19 protein-coding genes and 1 tRNA gene are annotated in these 19932 nt (G+C 72.5%); 10 read left to right on the forward strand and 10 right to left on the reverse strand.

The genetic code is table 11. The features are described 5' to 3' along the window. The first annotated feature begins 234 nt into the window (after nt 1-234). The 3 genes from ACWDR0_RS03175 (at nt 235) to ACWDR0_RS03185 (ending at nt 3106) form a co-directional block, all read left to right on the forward strand. A complete protein-coding gene (locus tag ACWDR0_RS03175; RefSeq protein WP_456349876.1) occupies nt 235-960 on the forward strand; it encodes a SigE family RNA polymerase sigma factor in 726 nt (241 codons plus the stop codon). After that, the gene (locus tag ACWDR0_RS03180; protein ID WP_456349877.1) at nt 957-2288 is read left to right on the forward strand and encodes a hypothetical protein; all 1332 of its coding nucleotides are present in this window, start codon (nt 957-959) and stop codon (nt 2286-2288) included. Before ACWDR0_RS03175 ends, ACWDR0_RS03180 begins: the two co-directional genes overlap by 4 nt. Nucleotides 2289-2524: 236 nt before the next feature. Beyond that, complete coding sequence (locus ACWDR0_RS03185; protein WP_456349878.1) at nt 2525-3106, forward strand: hypothetical protein; 582 nt, start codon at nt 2525-2527, stop codon at nt 3104-3106. A gap of 11 nt (nt 3107-3117) precedes the next feature. Here the strand turns inward: ACWDR0_RS03185 and ACWDR0_RS03190 are convergent, their stop codons facing one another. After that, nucleotides 3118-4068: an SURF1 family protein gene (locus ACWDR0_RS03190; RefSeq protein ID WP_456349879.1), complete on the reverse strand. Its 951-nt coding sequence runs from the start codon at nt 4066-4068 to the stop codon at nt 3118-3120. A 27-nt stretch (nt 4069-4095) separates the two neighbouring features. Beyond that, the gene (locus tag ACWDR0_RS03195; RefSeq protein WP_456349880.1) at nt 4096-6012 is read right to left on the reverse strand and encodes a prolyl oligopeptidase family serine peptidase; all 1917 of its coding nucleotides are present in this window, start codon (nt 6010-6012) and stop codon (nt 4096-4098) included. Nucleotides 6013-6082: 70 nt separating this feature from the next. Between ACWDR0_RS03195 and ACWDR0_RS03200 the strand changes: the two genes are divergently transcribed. Then, on the forward strand, nt 6083-6919 hold the full coding sequence (locus ACWDR0_RS03200; RefSeq protein ID WP_456349881.1) for a class I SAM-dependent methyltransferase: 837 nt from the start codon (nt 6083-6085) through the stop codon (nt 6917-6919). 105 nt (nt 6920-7024) lie between these two features. On the opposite strand, the gene ACWDR0_RS03205 is transcribed toward ACWDR0_RS03200, so the two are convergent. The 4 genes from ACWDR0_RS03205 to ACWDR0_RS03220 all read right to left on the reverse strand — a co-directional run bounded on the left by ACWDR0_RS03205 (nt 7025) and on the right by ACWDR0_RS03220 (nt 10642). Continuing rightward, on the reverse strand, nt 7025-7336 hold the full coding sequence (locus tag ACWDR0_RS03205; RefSeq protein ID WP_456349882.1) for a DUF6191 domain-containing protein: 312 nt from the start codon (nt 7334-7336) through the stop codon (nt 7025-7027). A gap of 3 nt (nt 7337-7339) precedes the next feature. After that, nucleotides 7340-8050, reverse strand: a complete 711-nt coding sequence (locus tag ACWDR0_RS03210; protein WP_456349883.1) for a 4'-phosphopantetheinyl transferase family protein — start codon at nt 8048-8050, stop codon at nt 7340-7342. A 343-nt stretch (nt 8051-8393) separates the two neighbouring features. Then, nucleotides 8394-8969 carry a TerD family protein gene (locus ACWDR0_RS03215; protein WP_456349884.1) on the reverse strand — a complete coding sequence of 192 codons (576 nt, stop codon included), beginning with the start codon at nt 8967-8969 and terminating at the stop codon, nt 8394-8396. Nucleotides 8970-9127: 158 nt separating this feature from the next. Continuing rightward, a complete protein-coding gene (locus tag ACWDR0_RS03220; protein WP_456349885.1) occupies nt 9128-10642 on the reverse strand; it encodes a chloride channel protein in 1515 nt (504 codons plus the stop codon). Nucleotides 10643-10845: 203 nt separating this feature from the next. On the opposite strand from ACWDR0_RS03220, the gene ACWDR0_RS03225 reads away from it, so the two are divergent. Then, entirely contained in the window at nt 10846-12261 is a 1416-nt protein-coding gene (locus ACWDR0_RS03225) for a hypothetical protein (RefSeq protein ID WP_456349886.1), read from the forward strand. 79 nt (nt 12262-12340) lie between these two features. Next, nucleotides 12341-12811, forward strand: coding sequence for a DUF7144 family membrane protein (locus tag ACWDR0_RS03230; protein ID WP_456349887.1), 471 nt, complete (start codon nt 12341-12343; stop codon nt 12809-12811). A 233-nt stretch (nt 12812-13044) separates the two neighbouring features. On the opposite strand, the gene ACWDR0_RS03235 is transcribed toward ACWDR0_RS03230, so the two are convergent. Next, nucleotides 13045-14160 (reverse strand): hypothetical protein, encoded by a 1116-nt coding sequence (locus ACWDR0_RS03235; protein ID WP_456349888.1) that lies wholly within the window; start codon nt 14158-14160, stop codon nt 13045-13047. Nucleotides 14161-14538: 378 nt separating this feature from the next. On the opposite strand from ACWDR0_RS03235, the gene ACWDR0_RS03240 reads away from it, so the two are divergent. The 3 genes from ACWDR0_RS03240 to ACWDR0_RS03250 are packed head-to-tail and all read left to right on the forward strand — an operon-like array spanning nt 14539 to nt 16982. Then, on the forward strand, nt 14539-15867 hold the full coding sequence (locus tag ACWDR0_RS03240; protein WP_456349889.1) for a glycosyltransferase 87 family protein: 1329 nt from the start codon (nt 14539-14541) through the stop codon (nt 15865-15867). Next, the gene (locus ACWDR0_RS03245) at nt 15864-16256 is read left to right on the forward strand and encodes a gamma-glutamylcyclotransferase family protein (protein WP_456349890.1); all 393 of its coding nucleotides are present in this window, start codon (nt 15864-15866) and stop codon (nt 16254-16256) included. Before ACWDR0_RS03240 ends, ACWDR0_RS03245 begins: the two co-directional genes overlap by 4 nt. 33 nt (nt 16257-16289) lie before the next feature. Continuing rightward, entirely contained in the window at nt 16290-16982 is a 693-nt protein-coding gene (locus ACWDR0_RS03250; RefSeq protein WP_456349891.1) for a M24 family metallopeptidase, read from the forward strand. 124 nt (nt 16983-17106) lie between these two features. Here the strand turns inward: ACWDR0_RS03250 and ACWDR0_RS03255 are convergent, their stop codons facing one another. From ACWDR0_RS03255 to ACWDR0_RS03265, 3 genes are all read right to left on the reverse strand, one after another. Next, complete coding sequence (locus ACWDR0_RS03255; protein ID WP_456349892.1) at nt 17107-17967, reverse strand: hypothetical protein; 861 nt, start codon at nt 17965-17967, stop codon at nt 17107-17109. Between the two features lie 189 nt (nt 17968-18156). Continuing rightward, a tRNA-Pro gene (locus tag ACWDR0_RS03260) sits at nt 18157-18230 on the reverse strand. A 78-nt stretch (nt 18231-18308) separates the two neighbouring features. Further along, a complete protein-coding gene (locus ACWDR0_RS03265) occupies nt 18309-19235 on the reverse strand; it encodes a metallophosphoesterase (protein WP_456349893.1) in 927 nt (308 codons plus the stop codon). A gap of 155 nt (nt 19236-19390) precedes the next feature. Between ACWDR0_RS03265 and ACWDR0_RS03270 the strand changes: the two genes are divergently transcribed. Continuing rightward, nucleotides 19391-19855, forward strand: coding sequence for a GatB/YqeY domain-containing protein (locus ACWDR0_RS03270; protein WP_456349894.1), 465 nt, complete (start codon nt 19391-19393; stop codon nt 19853-19855). The last annotated feature ends 77 nt before the right edge of the window (nt 19856-19932 follow it).

Genomic DNA, 19932 nt, shown 5'->3' on the forward strand with positions numbered 1-19932 from the left:
CGCGCCGCCGATCCGTACCGGTCCGGCGCGGGGGGCGAAGACGATCAGTGGTTCCCTGTGCCCCGGCTGCAACCGGCGGTCGGGCCGGGAGCGTCTTTTCTGCGGGCACCGCCGGCCGGTGCCGCGGAGAAGGGGCATGGGGGAAGAGCGAGCACGCATGGCTGCAGAGAATCCACGCCCGGAAGCGGAAGGGCGCGCGTACAACCCTCGCGGGGGGACGCGTGTCCAACAGGCGTGGCAGAGGTACTCGACTTCGCAAGGGTGGCGGCGCCCGGCGTCTCCGTACGCCCGTTCCGCAGGCCGCGCCTGCCCGGGGGCATGCCGGTGATCGCGCCCGTGCCGTCCTCCCCCTCGACGCCCCCCGGGGCGGCGACCGCCCCCGCGCTCTCCCCGGGCATTCCCACCCAGCGGGAGAACGGCGGCGCGCACTCCGCCGCCACCGCGGCCGCGGCACCCGCCGTGGCCCTCGGCACCACCGTGGACCACCTCACGGAGACCTACCGCGCGCACTACCGCTCCCTGCTGGGGCTGGCCGCGCTGCTCCTCGACGACACCGCATCCTGCGAGGACGTCGTCCAGGAGGCGTTCATCCGGGTGCACTCGGCGCGCAACCGCGTCCGGGACCCCGAGAAGACCCTCGCCTATCTGCGGCAGACCGTCGTCAATCTCTCCCGCTCGGCGCTGCGCCGCCGCATCCTCGGCCTCAAACTGCTCTCCAAGCCGATGCCGGACATGGCGAGCGCGGAGGAGGGCGCGTACGACCAGCTGGAACGGGACGCCCTGATCAAGGCGATGCGCGGCCTCCAGCGGCGGCAGCGCGAGGTCCTCGTCCTGCGGTACTTCGCCGATATGACCGAGGCCCAGGTCGCCCAGACGCTGGGCATATCCCTCGGCTCGGTGAAGGCGTACGGCTCCCGGGGCATAGCGGCCCTGCGGGTCGCCATGGGGGCCGGCAAGTGAGCGGCGGGCGGGACAAGGACACGGGAAGCGGGCGGGACGGGCTGCCGGAGCGGCAGCCGGACGCGCCGCTCGACGACCGGACTGGAAACGGAACAGTGAACAACAGGCCCGACAACGGACACGGCGCGGCCGCGCCGGAGCCCTCGGCACAACGGGACCCGCGGCCCGGCGACGGCGCCGCGACCTCCGCCTTCGGCCCCGGCACCGGACTCGGTGCGGCCTCCGGGTCCGGCGCGGGCCCTGACACGCGCTCCGGCTTCGGCACCGGCGCGGGCCGGGATTCCGGCCCCGGCGGCCCCGAGTCCGGCTCCGACTCCGGCCCTGACTTCGCGGCCGATCTGGGGCTGCTGCTCCAGCACGCCGTCGACGGCCTCCAGCCCTCCGACGGTGCGCTGGACCGGCTGCGCACGGCCGTCCCGGCCCGGCGCGCCCGGAAGCGCCAGATGCTGGTGGGCGCGGTGGCGGCGGTCGTGCTGACCGGGACCGCGGTGCCCGCCCTCCTCCATGTCGCGGGCTCGGACGGCAGCACCAGCACCAATACCGCCAACGCGGGCCACGACCGGCCCACCGGCGGCGGCGGGGACGAGTCCTCCGGCACCTCCGGCGGCCCGGACGGCGCCCTGACTCCCCGGCCGGACGACGGCAAAGGACAGGAGCCCGGGCCGGGCGACCGCCCCGGCGGCCCCTCGGCGGACACCTCGTATAGCGAAGACGCCACCGGGGACCCCGGAGCCACCGACGGCACCGGTGAGACGCCGGTCAAGTCCTCCCCGGCCTGTGAGCCGTCCCAGCTCGACGTCACATCGGCGGCGGCCGACGCACCCGACGCGGACGGCAGGGTGTACGGCGCGTTCCGGGTCGCCAACGTCTCCACGAGCGAATGCGCGGTCAAGGGCGCCGGAAAGATCACCTTCACGGTGAACGGCGCCGCCGACGAGTCCAGGATCAGCGTGGTGGAGCACACCGGCGGCGACGCGGCCCCCGGCCTCCCCGCCCCGGCGAAGGAGAACGGCCCGCTGCTGCTGAAGCCCGCCGCGGCCTACGAGGTGCGGTTCGCCTGGGTCCCGGAAGGGAGCTGTCCCACCGGCCAGCCGTCCCCCGACCCCTCCACCACCGAGGGCACCGCGAACACCGGCGGCGGCAGCGGCAACCCAGCGGGACCGCCTCCCGCGGGCACCGACACCCAGCCGAACGGCCCCGACCCGGCACCCGCCGAGGGCAGCGTCTCCGTCACCCACACCGCCGACCCGGGCGCCCCCACCGCGGAAACCACCATCCCCAACGCCTGCGCCGGCACGATCTACCGCACCGGAGCCCTCGGCGACTGAGCCGCCCCCGGGCCCACCGGCCCGGGCCCGCTTCCCGTAGACCCCACCGGTCGCCGGGGCACCCACACCCGCGCAAGCACAGAGAGCCGGGCCGGCCGGGGCGGCAAGCGGGGGTACCCGCGCCCGCCCGGCTGCGTTCGGGCACGGGCCGGGCCCCGCGCCCGAACGCCAGGAGAGACACCCCGCCCACTGATCCGGCCCGACCCACAAGCCCCCTCCGGAGAACGGACGACCTCATGGGCGGCCCCGACAACACCACCGGCCCCGACGGCACGAACGGTCCGGCCCGCACGAACGACTCCGGCGGCACCACCGGCTCCGGTGAGAACCCCGGGCCCCGCAGCGCGGGCGGCTCCGGCGGCCCGGGCGACAACAGCGGTGCGCCCGGCGGTGCGCCCGGCGGCGCGGCCGCCCCGGACCGTACCGGCGGCCCGGGCGACGCGAACCGCCCGGACGACGGCACGGAGGCCCTCCTCCGCTATCTCGCTACCCGCCGCGACCACGGCGACAAGGTCGGTTTCACGCTCCACGACGGCCGCGAGTTCCTCGGCTGGGTCGCCGAACTCCACCCGGACCCCGCCCCGGATCCGGACGAGGAGCCCGACGAGGAGCCGGATCCGGACCGGCCGGAGCGTCCGGAGTCCCTGACCGGCCCCTGCGCTCTGCTCTCCTGGGCGCCCGGCCCGATATACGCCCAGGCATCGGCCGACGGCTCCTGGAACCCGGATGACGAATGGATCCCGCTGAGCGCGGTCGTCCCCGGCTCCCCGTCCCACTACGGCCGCGACCTCCGGGCCTGGATCCCCTACCCCGGCTGATCGCCGGACGGTCAGACCGAGGCCCGCCCGGTCGTGCTCCCCGCGTCCTCCGACGGCACGGTCGTCATCGCGCCCCTGGCGTCCGTACTTGCGGAACCCGAAGCCTCATCGGTACCGGACTCCGGCTCTGAATCCCGCCCCGACTTCGACTCGAGGCCCGACTCCGACTCCGGGTCCGGCTCCGGGCCCGATCCCGCACCGGCCGCCGCCTCCGCGGCCAGTGCCCGCTCCAGCTCCGCGTCCTTCAGCATCTCCACCTCGCGCCGGAACAGCCGGACCCACATGAAGAGGATGAACGCGACCCCGGCGAACCACTCGCCCGAGTAGCCCAGGTTCTGGAAGGCCTTCAGGTCCAGCCCGGTGCCCTCCGGCAGGGTCGGTGGTACGGCCGACAGGCCCGCGTCCGCCTTGGTGAGGGTGACCCAGCCGTCGTAGACATCGTCCGGGACCACATTGACCAGCGATGCCGCGCTGATCATCGCCAGCTGGCCCTTGGGCAGACCACCCGCCGTGTGCACCCCGTCCTTGCCGACGGTCTCGGACGCCTGGAGCGCGCCCGACACCGAGACCCGGCCCGCCGGCGCGGCGGGCGCCGCGGCGCCCTCGGCCAGCCAGCCCCGGACCACCGGGAGGGACTTGCCCCCGTCGGTCTTCAGCAGCGTCAGCACATAGGAACCGGTCCGGCCGTCCAGCTCCCGCCCCGGGACGAGGAACTGTTCGCCGTACCGCCCGCCCGCCGTCGCCGTCCGTCCGGACGTCTCCTTGTCGACGGGCAGCAGCTCGTCCAGCGGCGTCGGCTTCAGCTCCTCCGCCGTGGGCGCCCGCTCCGCCTCCTTCTGGGCCTCGGCCCGGTCCTCGAACCGGCCGAGCTGCCAGGTCCCCATGAAGATGCACAGCGGGATCGCCAGCGCTACGAAGACATTGATGCCCCACCAGCGGGGCGTCAGCAGGAACCTGTACACCCCTCCACGGTACGGAACCCCCTCCGGCTACTCCTGCGCGCCCCCCTCTCCGGCCGGGGTGTCCCCGTCCGCGGCGCTGCCGCCCGCACCGCCGTTCGTACCGCCGCCCGGGCCCGGCAGATGCGCCGCCGCGAAGGCGATCTCCATGGCCACCTGCTTGATCCGCTCCTCGACCACCAGCGAGCCGTGGCCCGCGTCGTACCGGTAGACCTCGTGGACCGCGCCGCGGGCGGCCAGCCGGTCGACGTAGTTCTCCACCTGGCGGATGGGGCAGCGGGGATCGTTGACGCCCGCCGAGATATAGACCGGCGCCCGGACCTCGTCCACATAGGTCAGCGGCGACGAGGCCGCGAACCGCTCCGGCACCTCCTCCGGCGTCCCGCCCAGCAGGGTGCGGTCCATCGCCTTCAGCGCCTCGATCTCGTCGTGGTAGGCCGTGACGTAGTCCGCCACGGGCACCGCGGCCAGCCCCAGCGCCCATATCCCCGGCTGTGTCCCCAGCCCGAGAAGGGTGAGATAGCCGCCCCAGGAGCCGCCCGCCAGGATCAGCCGCCCCGGGTCGGCCAGCCCGGACGACACCGCCCACTCGCGGACCGCCGCGATGTCCTCCAGCTCGATCAGTCCGACCCGGTGCTTGAGCGCGTCCGTCCACGCCCGCCCGTAGCCCGTCGAACCCCGGTAGTTCACCCGGACCACCGCATAGCCCTGGTCCACCCAGGCCGCCGGACCCGCCGCGAAGGAGTCGCTGTCATGCCACGTCGGGCCGCCGTGGATCTCGAAGACCGTCGGCAGCGGGCCGCTCGCCCCGGCGGGCCGCTGCACCAGCGCATGCACCGGGCCGCCCGGCCCCTCCACCCACACGTCCTCCACCGGCACCGACTCCGGCGCCTTCGGACCGGGCGGGTCCAGCACGATCCCGCCCGCGGTGGACCGCACCTGCGGCGGCAGCGCGGCCGAGGACCAGAGGTACTCGACCTCGCCACCGGGGCGGACCGTCGCCCCGGAGACCGAGCCGGGCGGACTGTCGATCCTGGTCAGCCCGCCCGACGCCAGGTCGTACCGCCACAGCTCCCCGCGCGCCTTGAAGCTGTGCGCGATCAGCAGCCCGGAGCCGTCGGGATACCACTCGGCGTTCACATCGCCCGGCAGGTCGATCGCCAGCGCGGTCTCCTCGCCGGAGGCGACGTCCCAGATCATCGGCTCCCAGCGGCCCCGGCGCTGATGCCCCACGAGCAGCCGGGTGTCACCGTCGACCGGCGCGAAGCCGAGCACCTCCAGACCCAGCTCCTCCGTGCCGCCCCTGGTGTCGTCCAGTTCGGCGACCGTGCTTCCGTCGAGGCCCACCACCCGCAGCGCCGAGTGCATCGCGTCACCGTGCTCGGTGTGCTCGATGGCGATCAGCGTCCCGTCGTGGGAGAGATCGCCCACTCCGGCCGACTCGCGGTGCCGGTAGATCTCCACCGGCGGGCTGCACGCCGCCGCGTTCCGTACGACATGGATGGTCGTGCCGTCCTCGTCGGTGGACCGCCCGATCACCGCGACACCGGTCCGCCCGATCGCCAGCCCCGCCGGATAGGAGGGGTCCAGACCCGGGGCGGCCGGTTCGTCGGGGCCGCCGCCGAAGGGCTGCCGCAGCCATATGCCGAACTCGTCCCCGTCCTTGTCCGAGAACCACCAGATCCACTTGCCGTCCGGGGAGAGCGTCCCGTCGGTCGTACCGTTCGGCCGGTCCGTGACCTGCCGCTGCCCGCCGGTCGCCCGGTCCCACGCGTACAGCTCGTACGTCCCCGTGGCATTGGAGACGAACAGCGAACGGTCCGGTGCGTCCCGGGCCCAGTCGGGGAGCGAGACGCGCGGTGCCCGGAAGCGCTGCTCCCAGAGCGGGGCCTGCGGCGCGCCCTCCGGGACGGCCTGCGCCGGGTTCAACTCGGTGTTCTCAGTCATGACCCCATTCTGCGCCGGACGCCCGACAAATCGTTCGCACTGTCCTCAGCCTGTGGATAACGTCGGGCTCATGTCTGCATCCACGGTTCCCGAAGGCTGGCGAGAGGCCAATCGCGCCAACTGGGACGAGCGTGTTCCCATTCATATGACCGGCGAGTTCTACGAGGTCGAGGCATTCCGCGCGGGCAAGGATCCGCTGCGCGATTTCGAGGTCTCGGAGGTCGGGGACGTCACCGGCCGCAGTCTGCTCCACCTCCAGTGCCACTTCGGCCTCGACACCCTGGGCTGGGCCCGCCACGGCGCCTCGCGCGTCGTCGGGCTGGACTTCTCCGAACCGGCCGTCGCGAACGCCCGTGCCCTCGCCGCGGAGGCCGGCTGGGGCCCGGAGCGTGCCGCGTTCGTGGCCGCGGACGTGTACGACGCCGTCGAAGCCGTGCCCCCGGGGCCGTACGACATCGTCTACACGGGCTTGGGCGCCCTCAGCTGGCTGCCGGACATCCGGCGCTGGGCCGAGATCGCGGCGTCCTTCGTGGCGCCCGGCGGCTTCCTCTATCTCGCCGAGTTCCATCCGATCACCGATGTGCTCGACGACGAGACCGGATCGCGGGTCGTCCACGACTACTTCACGCGCGAGCCCTGGGTGGAGGAGGTGGCGGGGACCTACGCGGACCCGTCCGCCGAGACCGTCCACAACCGCACGGTCGAGTGGCAGCATCCGATCGGCGACGTCGTCTCGGCGCTCTGCGCCACCGGGCTGCGGCTGGAGTTCCTTCATGAACACGACGTATCGGTGTTCGAGCGCTTCGAGAACCTGGAGAAGCGGGACGGCTACCTCCGCTTCCCGGCCGGGCAGCCGCGCGTTCCGCTGATGTACTCCCTGAAGGCGAGCAGGCCGGCGGCTTCCTGACCCGGCGGGCGCCGGACCGCGCCTGCCGCCTGCCGCCGCCCGGCCGGGCGGCGGCAGGCCGTCCCCAGAGGCGGCGTCACGGCTGCTGCGGGCCGTCCGCCCGGTTCAGCGGGCGCCGCCCTCCGCCCCGGCCGGCGGCAGCCGTACCACCGCCACCCCGCTGTCGAGATCCACGGTGGAACGATTCGGCGGGGCACCGTCCTCGTCGTCGTCCTTCATCAGCAGCGAGCTCTGCCGCTCCTTCAGCTCGGTCGCCTTCCCGGGGGAGAAGGAGGCGTGCAGTTGCTCGAAGCCGGTCGCCGACACCCGCCCGGTCCGCTTCCCGCGCCCCGTCGCCCGCATCAGATAGTCGGCGAAGGCTATGACCGTCAGCAGGATCACCAGCCCCGGAAGCGTCATGAAGATGATGAACTGCATGGTTCAGACTCCGCTCCGGCCGGTTGATCCGAGTACGGCGACGGCCGCCGCATAGCCGTCCCCGGCGGGCAGATCGGCCAGCGCACAGGGAGTGGCGGCCCCCAGAGGCCGCTGCTGCGGGACCTGTCCCGCACCCACATGGATGCCGCTCACCCCTTCGCCGAGCCCGGCGCCCGTTGCCTTGAGGACGGACTCCTTCCGGGTCCAGCAGCGGGCGAAAGCGAGCGGCCGGTCCGCCGGATGCAGAGCTTCCAGTTCCGTCTGCTCCTGCGGGTGGAGCTGTCTGCTGACCTCGGCGACGGTCCGCTCCTCCGGCACGATCTCGACGTCCACCCCGATCGGGGCGCCCGCGAGTGCGATCAGCACCCTGCCGTCCGAGGTGCGGCTGGTGTGCGAGAGGGAGAAGTGCACCGGGTCACCGGGAACGGCGGGCCGGCCGTGCGGGCCTTCGCACCGGGCGCAGGGGCGGCGTTCCATAGTGACGGCCGCGGGGGCGATGCCCAGATGCGCGCCCAGCAGTCTGCGCAGGGCCACATGCGCCACGGCGTAGGCATGGCGGTCCTTGGGCCGGAAGAAGGCGTCCAGTCTGGACGTTTCCTCGGCGTCGAGGAGATGGCGGTGGGCGAGGGCGTCCTCGGCCAGCTCGGCCACGCGGCCGTACCAGACCAGGTCGACGCCCGGAGGTGGTGCGAGGTGCTCGGCGGTCGTGGCCATGGATACCTCGTCCTCTTCGGTTCTTCGGTTGTACGGCCCGGAGTTACGGCCCGGGCCGGAGCGGCCCGCGCGCCCGGACGGGGCGGCGGGATCCGTGCCGTACGGCCGCGCGGAGACGGCCCCTGCCCCTGCCCCTGGTCCGGTCCGGCTCCGCTGCCGGACCACCAGTGGATCACCCGTCCCGGGGACCGGCAAGGGCCCGCCGCCCAACGGCGGCGGACCCTTTGCGCGGCGCACTCCCATACCCGTCCGGCACCGCCCGAAAGGACGGTGCCGGACGCGGCAGCTACCGCTTTCCGCGCGGCGCGCGAGGCGCGTTGTGCGCTGTCTGCAATACCTGCGATCAGATGTTGACGCCGAAGTCCTGGGCGATACCGCGCAGACCGGAGGCGTAACCCTGGCCCACCGCACGGAACTTCCACTCCGCGCCGTGGCGGTACAGCTCGCCGAAGACCATGGCGGTCTCGGTCGAGGCGTCCTCGCTCAGGTCGTAGCGGGCCAGCTCGGCGCCGCCGGCCTGGTTGATGACACGGATGAACGCGTTGCGGACCTGGCCGAAGGACTGGCCGCGGCTCTCGCCCTCGTGGATCGAGACGGGGAAGACGATCTTCTCGGCGTTGGCCGGAACGGCGGCCAGGTCGACCTTGATCTGCTCGTCGTCGCCCTCGCCCTCACCGGTGAGGTTGTCACCGGTGTGCTCGACGGCGCCCTCGGGGCTCTTGAGGTTGTTGAAGAAGACGAAGTGGTGGTCGGAGAGGACCTTGCCGCCGCCGTCGATCAGCAGCGCGCTCGCGTCGAGGTCGAAGTCCGTCCCGGTGGTGGTACGCACGTCCCAGCCGAGGCCGACGACAACCGCGGAAAGGCCGGGGGCCTCCTTGGTCAGCGAGACATTGCCGCCCTTGGAAAGGCTGACACCCATGGAAATCCCTGCGCAATCCGGCGCGGGCCGCGCCTTCCTTGACGTTTCCTTTGCCCAATATGCCCAACGAGCCGCCCCGGGGTCGGGTTCCCGGATACGGCAAAGAGTTGCCGGGTTACTCCTTACGGCCCTGTGTCCGCCGCACGGCCCGCCCGCGGTCACCCGCCGGCCGTCCCCGGCTCCGCCGCCGCCCCCGCCTTCTTCTCTCCGTGCCGGCCCAGGCTCTCCATCACATGCGCCGTAACGAAACCGACCACCGAGCAGACCGCGACCAGCGGCATCTGGTTCGCCGCGTCCGGCCCGAGCAGCAGCGCGGCCAGTACGGCGCTGGTCACGGGCAGCCGGGTGACCACCGCCGTCGCGGTGACCATCCCGAGCGCCAGCCCCGCGGTCACCCCGAGCCCCGGCAGCCCCGAACACGCCACCCCCATCGCGGCCCCGAGCAGTACCGCCGGGAAGATCGGGCCGCCGCGCAGCGACCCGAGCGCGATGCCCCAGGCCAGCCCCTTGCAGAGCACGAGCACCAGAAGCGCCGCGACCGGCCAGGCGTCGGGATCCGCGGCGAGCACCCCGAGCGTGGCCTGCCCCGAGAGCGCGGCCTCCTCCGGGGACCGGCCGGTGATCAGGGCGTACGCGGCGATGAGCACCCCCACGGCCACGGCGCAGACCACCGTCCGCGGCCCGGTGCGGGCCCGGGTCCACCGGGCCGTCAGGGAACCGATCCGGTGGGCGTACAGCACGATCACGGCGATCAGTACGGCGACGGGCACGCCCCACAGGAAGTCACCGGCGTCCGGGGTGGTGTCCGGCGGTACGGAGGGCAGCGAGAGCGCGCCCGTGGAGAAGCCCGTCCACCGGCCGAAGCCGGTGAAGACCAGCGCGCCCACCCCGCTCGCCAGCAGACAGGGCAGCAGCAGGACGAAGAGCTGCGTACCGGCAAGCCCCGCCGCCTCCACGATCATCACCACCGCGACCAGCGGTCCGCCGAAGATGGTGGAGATGGCCGTGGTCGATCCGCTCATGGCCAGCACCAGCCCGGCCTTCGGATGGGCGGACTGCTTCACGGCCCTCAGCGCGAGGAGCGCGAGACCGCTGCCGAGCGCCATCAGCGGGGCCTCGGGCCCGAGCACCACGCCCAGGGGAAGCGTCGCCAGTGCCGCGATCACGACGCCCGGCAGCGCTTTCGGCCCGAGCGGCGGCCCGCCCAGCCCGTCCACCGGATGGTGGCCGCCCCCGCCGGGGAAACGGGTGACGACCGGGACCAGGATCAGCCCCGCCAGCAGCAGCGCGGGCAGCGGCCACCACCAGGGCGCCTCGGCATAGCCGACGGCTTCGGGGAGGTCGGTCCAGACGGCGTGCTGGAGCTGGTGCTGCAGGCTGACGAAGAGGAAGGCGAGAAAAGCGATCGGGGCGCCGATGACCGCCGAGAACAGCAGCAGGGCGAGATAGCCGCGGCTGCTGAGGATGGTGCGCAGCGGAAGCGCGCTGGCCGTCCCGGGCCCGCTGGGCGCGGCCCCCGCTCCGCCCTCCGCCCCCTTCCCGCCCCCGTTCCCCGGTCCGGGCCCGTCCCCGCTCGCCGGTCCCTTCCCGTCGCCCGTTGCCGGCGCGCCCCCGGACCCGGAACGGGAGCCGCCGCTCCCGCCCGGTGCCGCGGTTCCGTCGTCCGTACGCATGCCCCCACTCAAAGCCCCGCCGATGTGCTCGGCGCGGGGACGGGCCCGTACGGGTGAGCCCGTGCCCGTACGGCTCAGTGCGGCTCGCCGGGGCGGCGCGCTGCCGGTTCGCTGGCTGCACCGGCTCCGTCACGGCCGGACGCGGACCCCGCCGAGGGGCCGGTGGACGGCGGCGAAGAGCGACCGCGGCGGAGGTGGCACAGATGGCACAGGAACCACCGGGCGCCCCGGAACCGCCCCAGGAGCCCCGCCAGGGGCCGCACGGTGCCGAACCCGACGAGCTGCACCGCCTGCGGGAGCGTGTCGCGGCCCTGGAGAGCGCACAGCGGACGCCCGGCGACCCCGGGCACCACCGGGCCCGTGCCTTCTTCTCCGTCCTGCTGATCGTGGTCGCCTGTGTGCTCGCCCCGCTGAGCGTGGTCGCCGCCTGGGCCGCCCAGGAAGTCGGGAACACGGACCGCTATGTGGCCACCGTCGCCCCGATCGCCGCCGACTCCGACGTCCAGAACGCGGTGGCCAACCGGGTGACCGACGCCGTGATGGAGCACATCGACCTCAACAGCCTGCTGGAGGGCGTCGCTCCGGCCGACCGGCCGAGGCTGACGGCCGCGCTCGGCAAACTGAGCGCCCCGCTGGAGAACGCGCTCAAGAGCTTCGTCCACGACAAAGCGAAGCAGGTCGTCGCCTCCGACCGCTTCCAGACCTTCTGGGTGAACGCGAACCGGAAAATCCACAGCTCTGTGGACAAAGCCCTGACCGGCAGCGGCGGGGGAGCGGTCAAGCTCACCGACGACGCCGTACAGATCGACCTCGCCCCGGTGATCGACCAGGTCAAGGAACGACTGGTGGCCGACGGCCTGACCGTCGCCGGCAAGATCCCCGAGGTCCACACCCAGTTCACCATCGTCAAATCCGATGACATCGGAAAGCTCAAGACCGGATTCAGACTCCTCCAGCTGGCCGGGTTCTGGCTGCCGGTCCTGGCACTGCTGCTGGCCGCCGCCGGAGTGCTGCTGGCCGTACGCCGCCGCCGGGCCCTGGTCGCCGCCGCGCTCGGCGTCGCGTTCGCCACTCTGATCCTCGGCCTCGGCCTGACCGTGTTCCGGGCGGTCTATCTGGACGCGCTGCCGCCGTCGGCCTCCCAGCCGGCCGCCGGGGCCGTGTACGACGCGCTGATCAGGCTGATGCGGACGACCATCCGGATGGTCGTCGTCCTCGGGATCGTGATCGCCCTCGCCGCCTGGCTCACCGGACCGGGCCGCCGGGCCGGTCTCGTACGGCAGCTCTGGCACTCCGGTATCCGCTCCGTCCGGTCCACCGCCGACCACCACGGAATGCGCACCGGCCCCGTCGGCCCCTGGATCCACCGCTACCGCCGCTGGATCGTCTGGGCGCTGGTCGCGGTCGCGCTCCTGGTCTATCTGCTGTGGAGTTATCCCACGGCGTGGGTCGTCGTCGGTATCGCCCTGGCTCTGCTGCTCGCCTTCGCGATCGTCGACTTCCTCGACGAGCCCGACACCTCCGGCGGCCCCGGCGCCGCCGATGGGAACGACGGCCCCGACCTGCCAGGATCCGGTACCCCGCCCCCGAAAATCACCCGAACGGGTGCATCCGAATAGCGGTACGAGAGGTCCGGTCCGACGCTCGAATCCGGAACCCCGTATGCGTCAGGCGTACGGGACGACGAAGGAGAGTCCCATGACCCAGGCATCACAGCCGACCGGGACCCCGCCGCACAGGTCCGGGGCCCACGGCACCGGCCCGGGCTCCTCGGGCAACAGCTCATGGGCGGTCGGCGGGGTCGTCTTCGCCGGGGTCCTGATGCTGTGCAACGGTGTCCTCGCGATCCTCCAGGGCATCGCGGCGGTCAACAAGGACGTGGTCTACGGAACGGTCGGCGACTACGTCTACCGGATCAACCTCAGCGGCTGGGGCTGGATCCATCTGATCATCGGCATCCTCCTGGTGATCACCGGTTACGGGGTGCTCAAGAACATGGAGTGGGCGCGCTGGCTCGGCATCTTCCTGGCCTCGATCAGCCTGATCGCCCAGTTCCTCTTCCTCCCCTATCTGCCGGTCTGGGCCCTGATCATGATCGCGATCGACGTGTTCATCATCTGGGCACTGGCGGTGTACCACCCGGAGAACCGGAAGGATCCGCTCCTCTGACGGCACCGGATACCGCGGCACCGGATACCGCGGCGGCGGGCACCGAACCCCCGCCGCGGTTTCCCGCGTTGTGCACGGCGTCGGCGCGGTTCCGCCGCCGCGCATCGTGCTGACCGGGGCCGCGGTGCCGCTGCGGTTCACCGCCTCGCCCCGCCCCGCACCCGTCTCCGCGGAACCCCGCCCGCCACCACAGTCCTCCCTCAGCAGCATCTCCGCTTCTCCGCTGCTCCGGCTCACCGGGGCACGTCTGCGCTGAGGACATGCGGATCGGAGAGCGTGTACTGCGCGGAACTGGCGATATGCACCGTGCCGCCGTCCCGGGCCAGGGCCGTCGGATTGCGCAGCCCGTCCTCCTCGTCCAGCACCACCACCTCCTGTCCTGCTCCCTCCCGTACCAGCAGCAACCGGCTGTCGGTCACTCCGGCGACCAGAAAACTGTCGCCGTCCCCGGTGAACTCCAGGTCGTCGATCTCCCCCAGCCCGTCGGCCACCGTTTCCGGCGACCCCGCGGAGGGTGCCGACCTCGCCCCCGTCACCGGAAACCGCAGCACGGTCCCCCGGTCGTGGTTGGTCACCCACACCGCCCCCGCACGGACCCTGATCCCATTGGCCCCCGCGAACCCCTCGGGATGCCGCGCCAGAACCGGATCCGCACTCCACACCACCGCCGAGCCTCCGCCCACCGGCGCCCGCCACACCCGCCCGGCGAAGGAGTCGGTGATGTACAGCTGCCCGGCAGCGGCATCCAGCGCCAGCCCGTTCGGCAGCCCTCCCGCGGGTAGTGCCACAACCCGCCGCGGAACACCACCGCCCGCCGCCAGCCGCCAGACACCGGTGAGTTCGTCAGTCCCAGTGGCATAGGTGACATAGAGCGTCCCGTCCCCGGCCCGGACGATGCCGCCCGGATACGGCTCCCCGACCGCGGGCGTCTCCGCCTGCGGCGGCGGAGCGGGCAGCGTGCCCAGGACCCGCATCCCACCCGACGGACCGATCCGCACGATCTGCCGCGTCGGCGCAAAGGTGACCACCACGGAACCGCCCGGCTCGACGGCGATGCCCTCCGGCTGCTGCCCGGAGTCGACGCTCAGCCGCACCAGTACCCGACTTCGCGCCGCTGCCCTCTCCGTGACCCCCTTCCCATCGGCCTGCCCCGACAACTCACCAGCATCCCCCGAGGGCACCGGGGCCACCCGGATCGCCCCCTCGTAAACCCCGGACACTCCTTTCTCCTGACCGCCGGGCACCGCCCCCGCCTGGGTCACATACAGAACGGTCAGCACAGCGCAGACGACGGCACCGGGGAGCCTGCGCGAAGGCGACTTCGTCAACGGGGACTTGGACTGGGTCACATGGGTCTCCTGAGCGGGAGCGCGTCCACGGCACACCCCCGGGGAAGGAGCACACCGGACCGGCCGGAGGCGTCACCCTACGAGCTGAGGCTGTGCGGAGCGCCCCAACCGGCCGAAGAAACCCAGGATTTCTGAGCACGCCGCTTCAGCAATCGGCCCTCCCCGCCCTGCTTCCCTCCTCTCTCGCCCGGAATCAACTGTGCGGGCCAGGAGGGTGGACCCGCATCGGAGCACGGGCCGATCTTCTCCTCCACCTCACCCCTGAGACCGACCTGCAACACCCGACCCAGGTGTGACGAAGCCGGCGGTACCGCGTTCCTAACCTCTCGCCCCGACACCAAGATCATCTGCACCGCGATCACCCAGGGGATCCGAGCCATGCCCATACGCGGCCCGAAAGCCACCAGAACCACCAGAACCACCAGAACCACCAAGACCGCGAGCACTACCAGGCCCGCCGAGCCACTCCGTACACCCCGGCCCCGTACGCCCCCGCTCCACCCCACCCTCGCCGCCGCCGTATCGAGCCCCGCGCCCTGGCTGCTCTGCGCGGCCTTCACCGCCCTGTTCGCCCTGGCCACCGAACTCCCGGCGCACCGCGCCTGGGCCACCACAGCGACGGCGGGCTATCTGATCGCCGCGGCCGCCGCCCCGTACCACCGCAGACGTCCCCGGCGCCCCCTCCGTACCCCCGCCCCCATCCCCACCCTCACTCCCTTCCCCGTCCCCCTCCACCTCCTCATCGCCGCCGCCCTCACCGCCCTTCTCCCCCTCGCCCTCCTCACCGCCACCGGCGACGCCCAGCTCGAAGTGCAGGTGGTCGCCGAGTCCGCGTCCCGGCTGCTCGAAACCGGCACCCCCTACCACCCGTCTCCCGAGAAGGCGGCCGACTACAACCCGTACCTCCCCGGCACCGCCCTCTTCGGTCTCCCGTCCGCCCTGACCGGCGGCGGAGCCCTCACGGACCCCCGGTGGTGGCTCGGCCTCTGCTTCGCCGTGACGACCGCGGCCGCCCTCCGCCGCACCGCGGCCACTCGTGCCGCCCCGCTGCTCCTCGTCCTCCTCGCCCTCCCGCCGGTCGCGATGTCCCTCGCGGTCAGCGGTATCGACCTCCCCCTCATCGGCCTGATGTGCCTCGGCACGGTCCTCGCCGCCCAGGGGCGCGCCGGCGCCGCGGGCCTGGCGCTCGGCCTGGCCTCCGCCATGAAATGGACCGCCTGGCCCGCGCTCGCCGTCGCCTGCGCGGCCCTGGCCGCAACCACCGGCCGCCGCGCCGCTACCCGCTGCGTCCTGCTCGCCGCGGCCGTCGTCGCCGTCATCGTCGGCCCGGTCGCCCTCCGCGACCCCGGGGCGTTCGCCCAGCACGTCATCGCCTTCCCCCTGGGCCTCGCCGACACCCCCTCCCCGGCCGCCAGTCCCCTCCCCGGCCGGCTCATCGCCACCACCCTGCCCGGCGGTACCGGCCGTCCGGTGGCCCTGACCCTGCTCTGCGCGGCGGCGCTGCTGATGGCGGTCTCCCTGGTGGTACGCCCGCCCGTTTCCGTACGGTCGGCCGCGAACCGCACCGCCCTCGGCCTGCTCCTCGCCCTCACCCTGGCCCCCGCCACCCGGTACGGGTACCTCCTCTACCCCCTCGTCCTCCACTTCCTCGCCCGTACCGTACGAGTCGACCCCTCGTCCCACCCCCCGAAAAAGGAAGCCCCGTGAACGCCCCGACCCCGTCCGGCGAAACCGTCCACCTCTTCTCCTACGGCACCCTGCAATTCCCCCAGGTGCAGCTCTCCCAGTTCGGCCGTCTCCTCAACGGCACCCCCGATGCCCTCCCGGGCCACCGCGTGACGACCATCCCGATCACCGACCCCCTCGTCATCGAGGCCAGCGGCACCGACCGGCATCCCCTGGTCGTCCCGTCCCCGGACCCCGAGGACGCCGTCCCGGGCCAGGTCTTTGCGATCACCGCCGCCGAGCTGGCCATGGCCGATTCCTACGAGGTCGAGGACTACGCCCGCGTCGCCGTCACCCTCCGGTCCGGCATCCGCGCCTGGGCCTATCTGGAGCGCGGCGCGGACGGCGGGAAGGCGGCAGGTAATCCGTAGATCCGAACGACCGCCGTCGGTTAGGTTCGCCCCATGGCGGATGACGAACCCACGCGCGCGGCGCGCCTGCTGAGCGCCCAGGCGAAGGCGGCCCGGCTCTTCGAGACCATCGAGGAGCAGGGGCTGGTCGCCCCGGGCCGCACCGAGCAGGCCGTCAGCGACGACGTACGGGATCTGGCGAACGAACTTTTCGGCACCACCCGCCACTGGCACAAGCGCATCGTCCGTTCGGGCCCCAACACCCTGATGCCGTACCGCGAGAACCCGCCGAACCGGACCATCGGCACGGACGACATCGTCTTCGCCGACTTCGGCCCGATCTTCGAGGAGTACGAGGCGGACTTCGGCCGCACCTTCGTCCTCGGCGACGACCCGGTCAAGCACCGCCTGAACGACTCCCTCCCGAGCGTCTTCGCCACGGCCAAGAACCACTTCGCCCGCCACCCCGGCATCACCGGAAGCGAGCTGTACGCCGAGGTGGCACGCCTGGCCGACGAGTCCGGCTGGACCCTCGGCGGCTGGCACGCGGGCCATCTGGTGGGCGAGTTCCCGCACGAAAAGATCGACGGCGCGGACGTGGAGTCCTATATCGCCCCCGCCAACACCACCCCTCTCCGCCGCACGGACAAGACCGGCCGCACCTGCCACTGGATCCTGGAGATCCACCTGATCCACGGGCCGGGCGGCTTCGGCGGCTTCCACGAGGAACTCCTCACCCTCGGCTGACCCCAATCAACCGGCCCCGGTGACCCTTGGATCACTGGCCAATTGGAAGATTGAACGCTCGTCCAAGAGATTCATGCGTGGTCATAGGTATCCACGGACGGTGTCGCGGCGAACAGACGGGTGCTCAGCTCGTCGACCGAACCTCCGCAAGGATCCGCCCCGCGGCCTGCCTGGCGGGTTCGATCCGGGGATCCGCCGGATGCGCGCCCGGCGCGAGGATCTTCGCGCACACGAAGAGCGTCATCAACCGGCCGTCCCCGCTCTCGAAGTCGTGCCGCAGCTCGTGCCGCACCCGGTCCGCCAGAGCGGGGACGGCGAGCGAGGCCGCCCAGAGCGTCGCGGCGTCGAGACCGCGGGGGGCGTTCCCCCAGTCCTCCCAGTCGAAGAGCGAGAAGGCCGGTGCGCTCATATTGGCCCAGTTCAGATCGGCGTGAGCCGGAACCCATCGCTCGACGGTTGTGCCTGTCGCCTCGGGGAACACATCCCGAATCGACTCGGTGACCAAGTCCTGGGTGATCGTGACGGTGTCCGGAGTGGCCACCCGCCCGGTGGTGTTCCCCGCCAATGCCCTCAGCGAATCGCCGAGGGCTCGCCACCACTCCACGGACAGCTTCGGCTCTTCGCCCAGGACGGTGGTCCCGATCGGCGCAGCGGGAAGAAGCGTGGTCTCGTCGGCCCGCCACATCACCGACCCGTCTGCGTCCCGCCACACCACGCACCCTTGCCACACGGGCTGGGCGACCCCCTCCAAACGGGCCGCGCTCTCCGTACCGTTCCACCCCTGACCAGCAATCCGCTCAAGCGGGCGCCGCTCCACCCGTACCCAGGTATCCCGATCTGTCCGGGCCCCCACGGACCGGCGCTTGCGCACCACCGTGTCCCGATCCAACCGGGTCCGAAGAGACCACTCGACGCGGTCGAGAACCTCGTCGACGGGCTCGACCCGAAGATCCACAGAGCGACCGGCGGAGACCGAATGCGTCATGCGGGGAACGTAGCAGCGGGCCGGGTGCCATGAAGATCTCCCGGTCCGTGGGGGCGACCGGCTCCCGGGCCCTGCCGTCGGCACGCGGGGCTGCCGGCCGTAGAGATGCGGGGAGCGGTAGTCACACAGACGGAAAACAGGTGAGGCACCTAGGAACGTTCCTAGGTGCCTCACCTGGTATTTCAGCTGTCGGGGTGGCGGGATTTGAACCCACGACCTCTTCGTCCCGAACGAAGCGCGCTGCCAAGCTGCGCCACACCCCGATGCCGCCACTCTCGTGGCGACATCGATTACTTTAGCCCACCCGCGCCCCCACGCGAAATCCGGTTTCGACCCGTCCGCTAGGGGCGCTCGACCAGGGTCAGGAGGGTGGCTTCGGGGGGGCAGGCGAAGCGGACCGGGGTGTAGCGGCTGGTGCCGCAGCCTGCGGAGACGTGGAGGTAGGAGGTCCGGTCCGCGGCGGTGTGGGTGGAGAGGCCCTTGACACGGTCGGTGTCCAGGTCGCAGTTGGTGACCAGGGCGCCGTAGAAGGGGATGCAGAGCTGGCCGCCGTGGGTGTGGCCCGCGAAGATCATGGGGTAGCCGTCGGCGGCGAAGGCGTCGAGGGCGCGGAGGTACGGGGCGTGGACCACGGCCAGGGAGAGGTCGGCGGCCCGGTCGGGGCCGCCCGTGACCGACTCGTAGCGGTCGCGCTTGATGTGCGGGTCGTCCAGGCCGGTGAAGGCGATCTCGCCGGCGTCGAGCTTCAGGGTGCCGCGGGTGTTGTTCAGGCCCACCCAGCCCGCCGTGTCGAAGGCGTCGCGCAGCTCTTCCCACGGGTTGTGGACCACTCCGACCGCGGGCGCGTTGCCGTTGAGGCCGTGCCGGCCCTGGACCTTCTCCAGCAGGTAGCGGGCGGGGTTCCGGAGGGTGGGGCCGTAGTAGTCGTTGGAGCCGAAGACGTAGACGCCGGGGAGTTCCATCAGCGGGCCGAGCGCGTCCAGCAGCTCCGGGACGCCCTCGGGGTCGGAGAGGTTGTCGCCGGTGTTGATCACGAAGTCGGGGCGCAGGCCGGCCAGGGACTGGAGCCAGGCGCGCTTCTTGCGCTGGCCGCTGACCATGTGGACGTCGGAGACCTGGAGCACTCTGAGCGGGCGCATGCCCTGGGGGAGTACGGGGACGGTCAGTCGCCGGAGGCGGAACGAGCGGGCCTCGAAGGCTGCCGCGTAGACGATTCCGGCGGCGCCGACCGCAGTGACGGCCAGGGGGACTCCGTAGCGTGCGCGCATGGGTCCATGGTCGCAGACCCGGTGCGGGGCACGGGCGCCGGAGTGATCATGAGAGTGCAATCGGGGGATTCGTCCGGTGATGGGGGCTGCGCGGAGGGTGACGGCCGGGGGAAAACGGTGGGCGGGTCCGGACCCGTACCTGTCACACTCTCCCTATGACCACGCTCAAGGCCAAGCTCAAGGACGACCTCACCGACTCGATCAGGGCGCGTGACGAACTGCGCTCGGCGACGCTCCGCCTCACCCTCGCGGCGATCGCCAAGGAGGAGGTCGCGGGCACGACCGCCCGTGAGCTCTCCGACGACGAGGTGCAGAAGGTCATCGCCCGGGAGGCGAAGAAGCGGCGCGAGGCCGCCGAGGCCTTCGGCAAGGGCGGCCGGGCCGAGCAGGCCGAGCGGGAGCTGGCCGAGGGCGCGCTGCTGGACACCTACCTTCCGCAGCAGCTGTCCGACGAGGAGCTGGCGGCGATCGTGGCCGAGGCCGTCGCGGAGGCGAAGGCGGGCGGTGCCGAGGGGCCGCGGGCCATGGGCGCCGTGATGAAGATCGTGAACCCGAAGGTCGCCGGGCGTGCCGAGGGCGGCCGGGTGGCCGCCGCGGTGAAGCGACTGCTCGCCGGCTGACCCGGCGGGAGCCGGCGCGAGTCGGCAGGAGTCTGCGGGAATCGAAGAGGGCCAGCCGGGCGGAAGCCCAGCGGGCC

It is taken from the genome of Streptomyces sp. NPDC003691, from assembly GCF_053981115.1.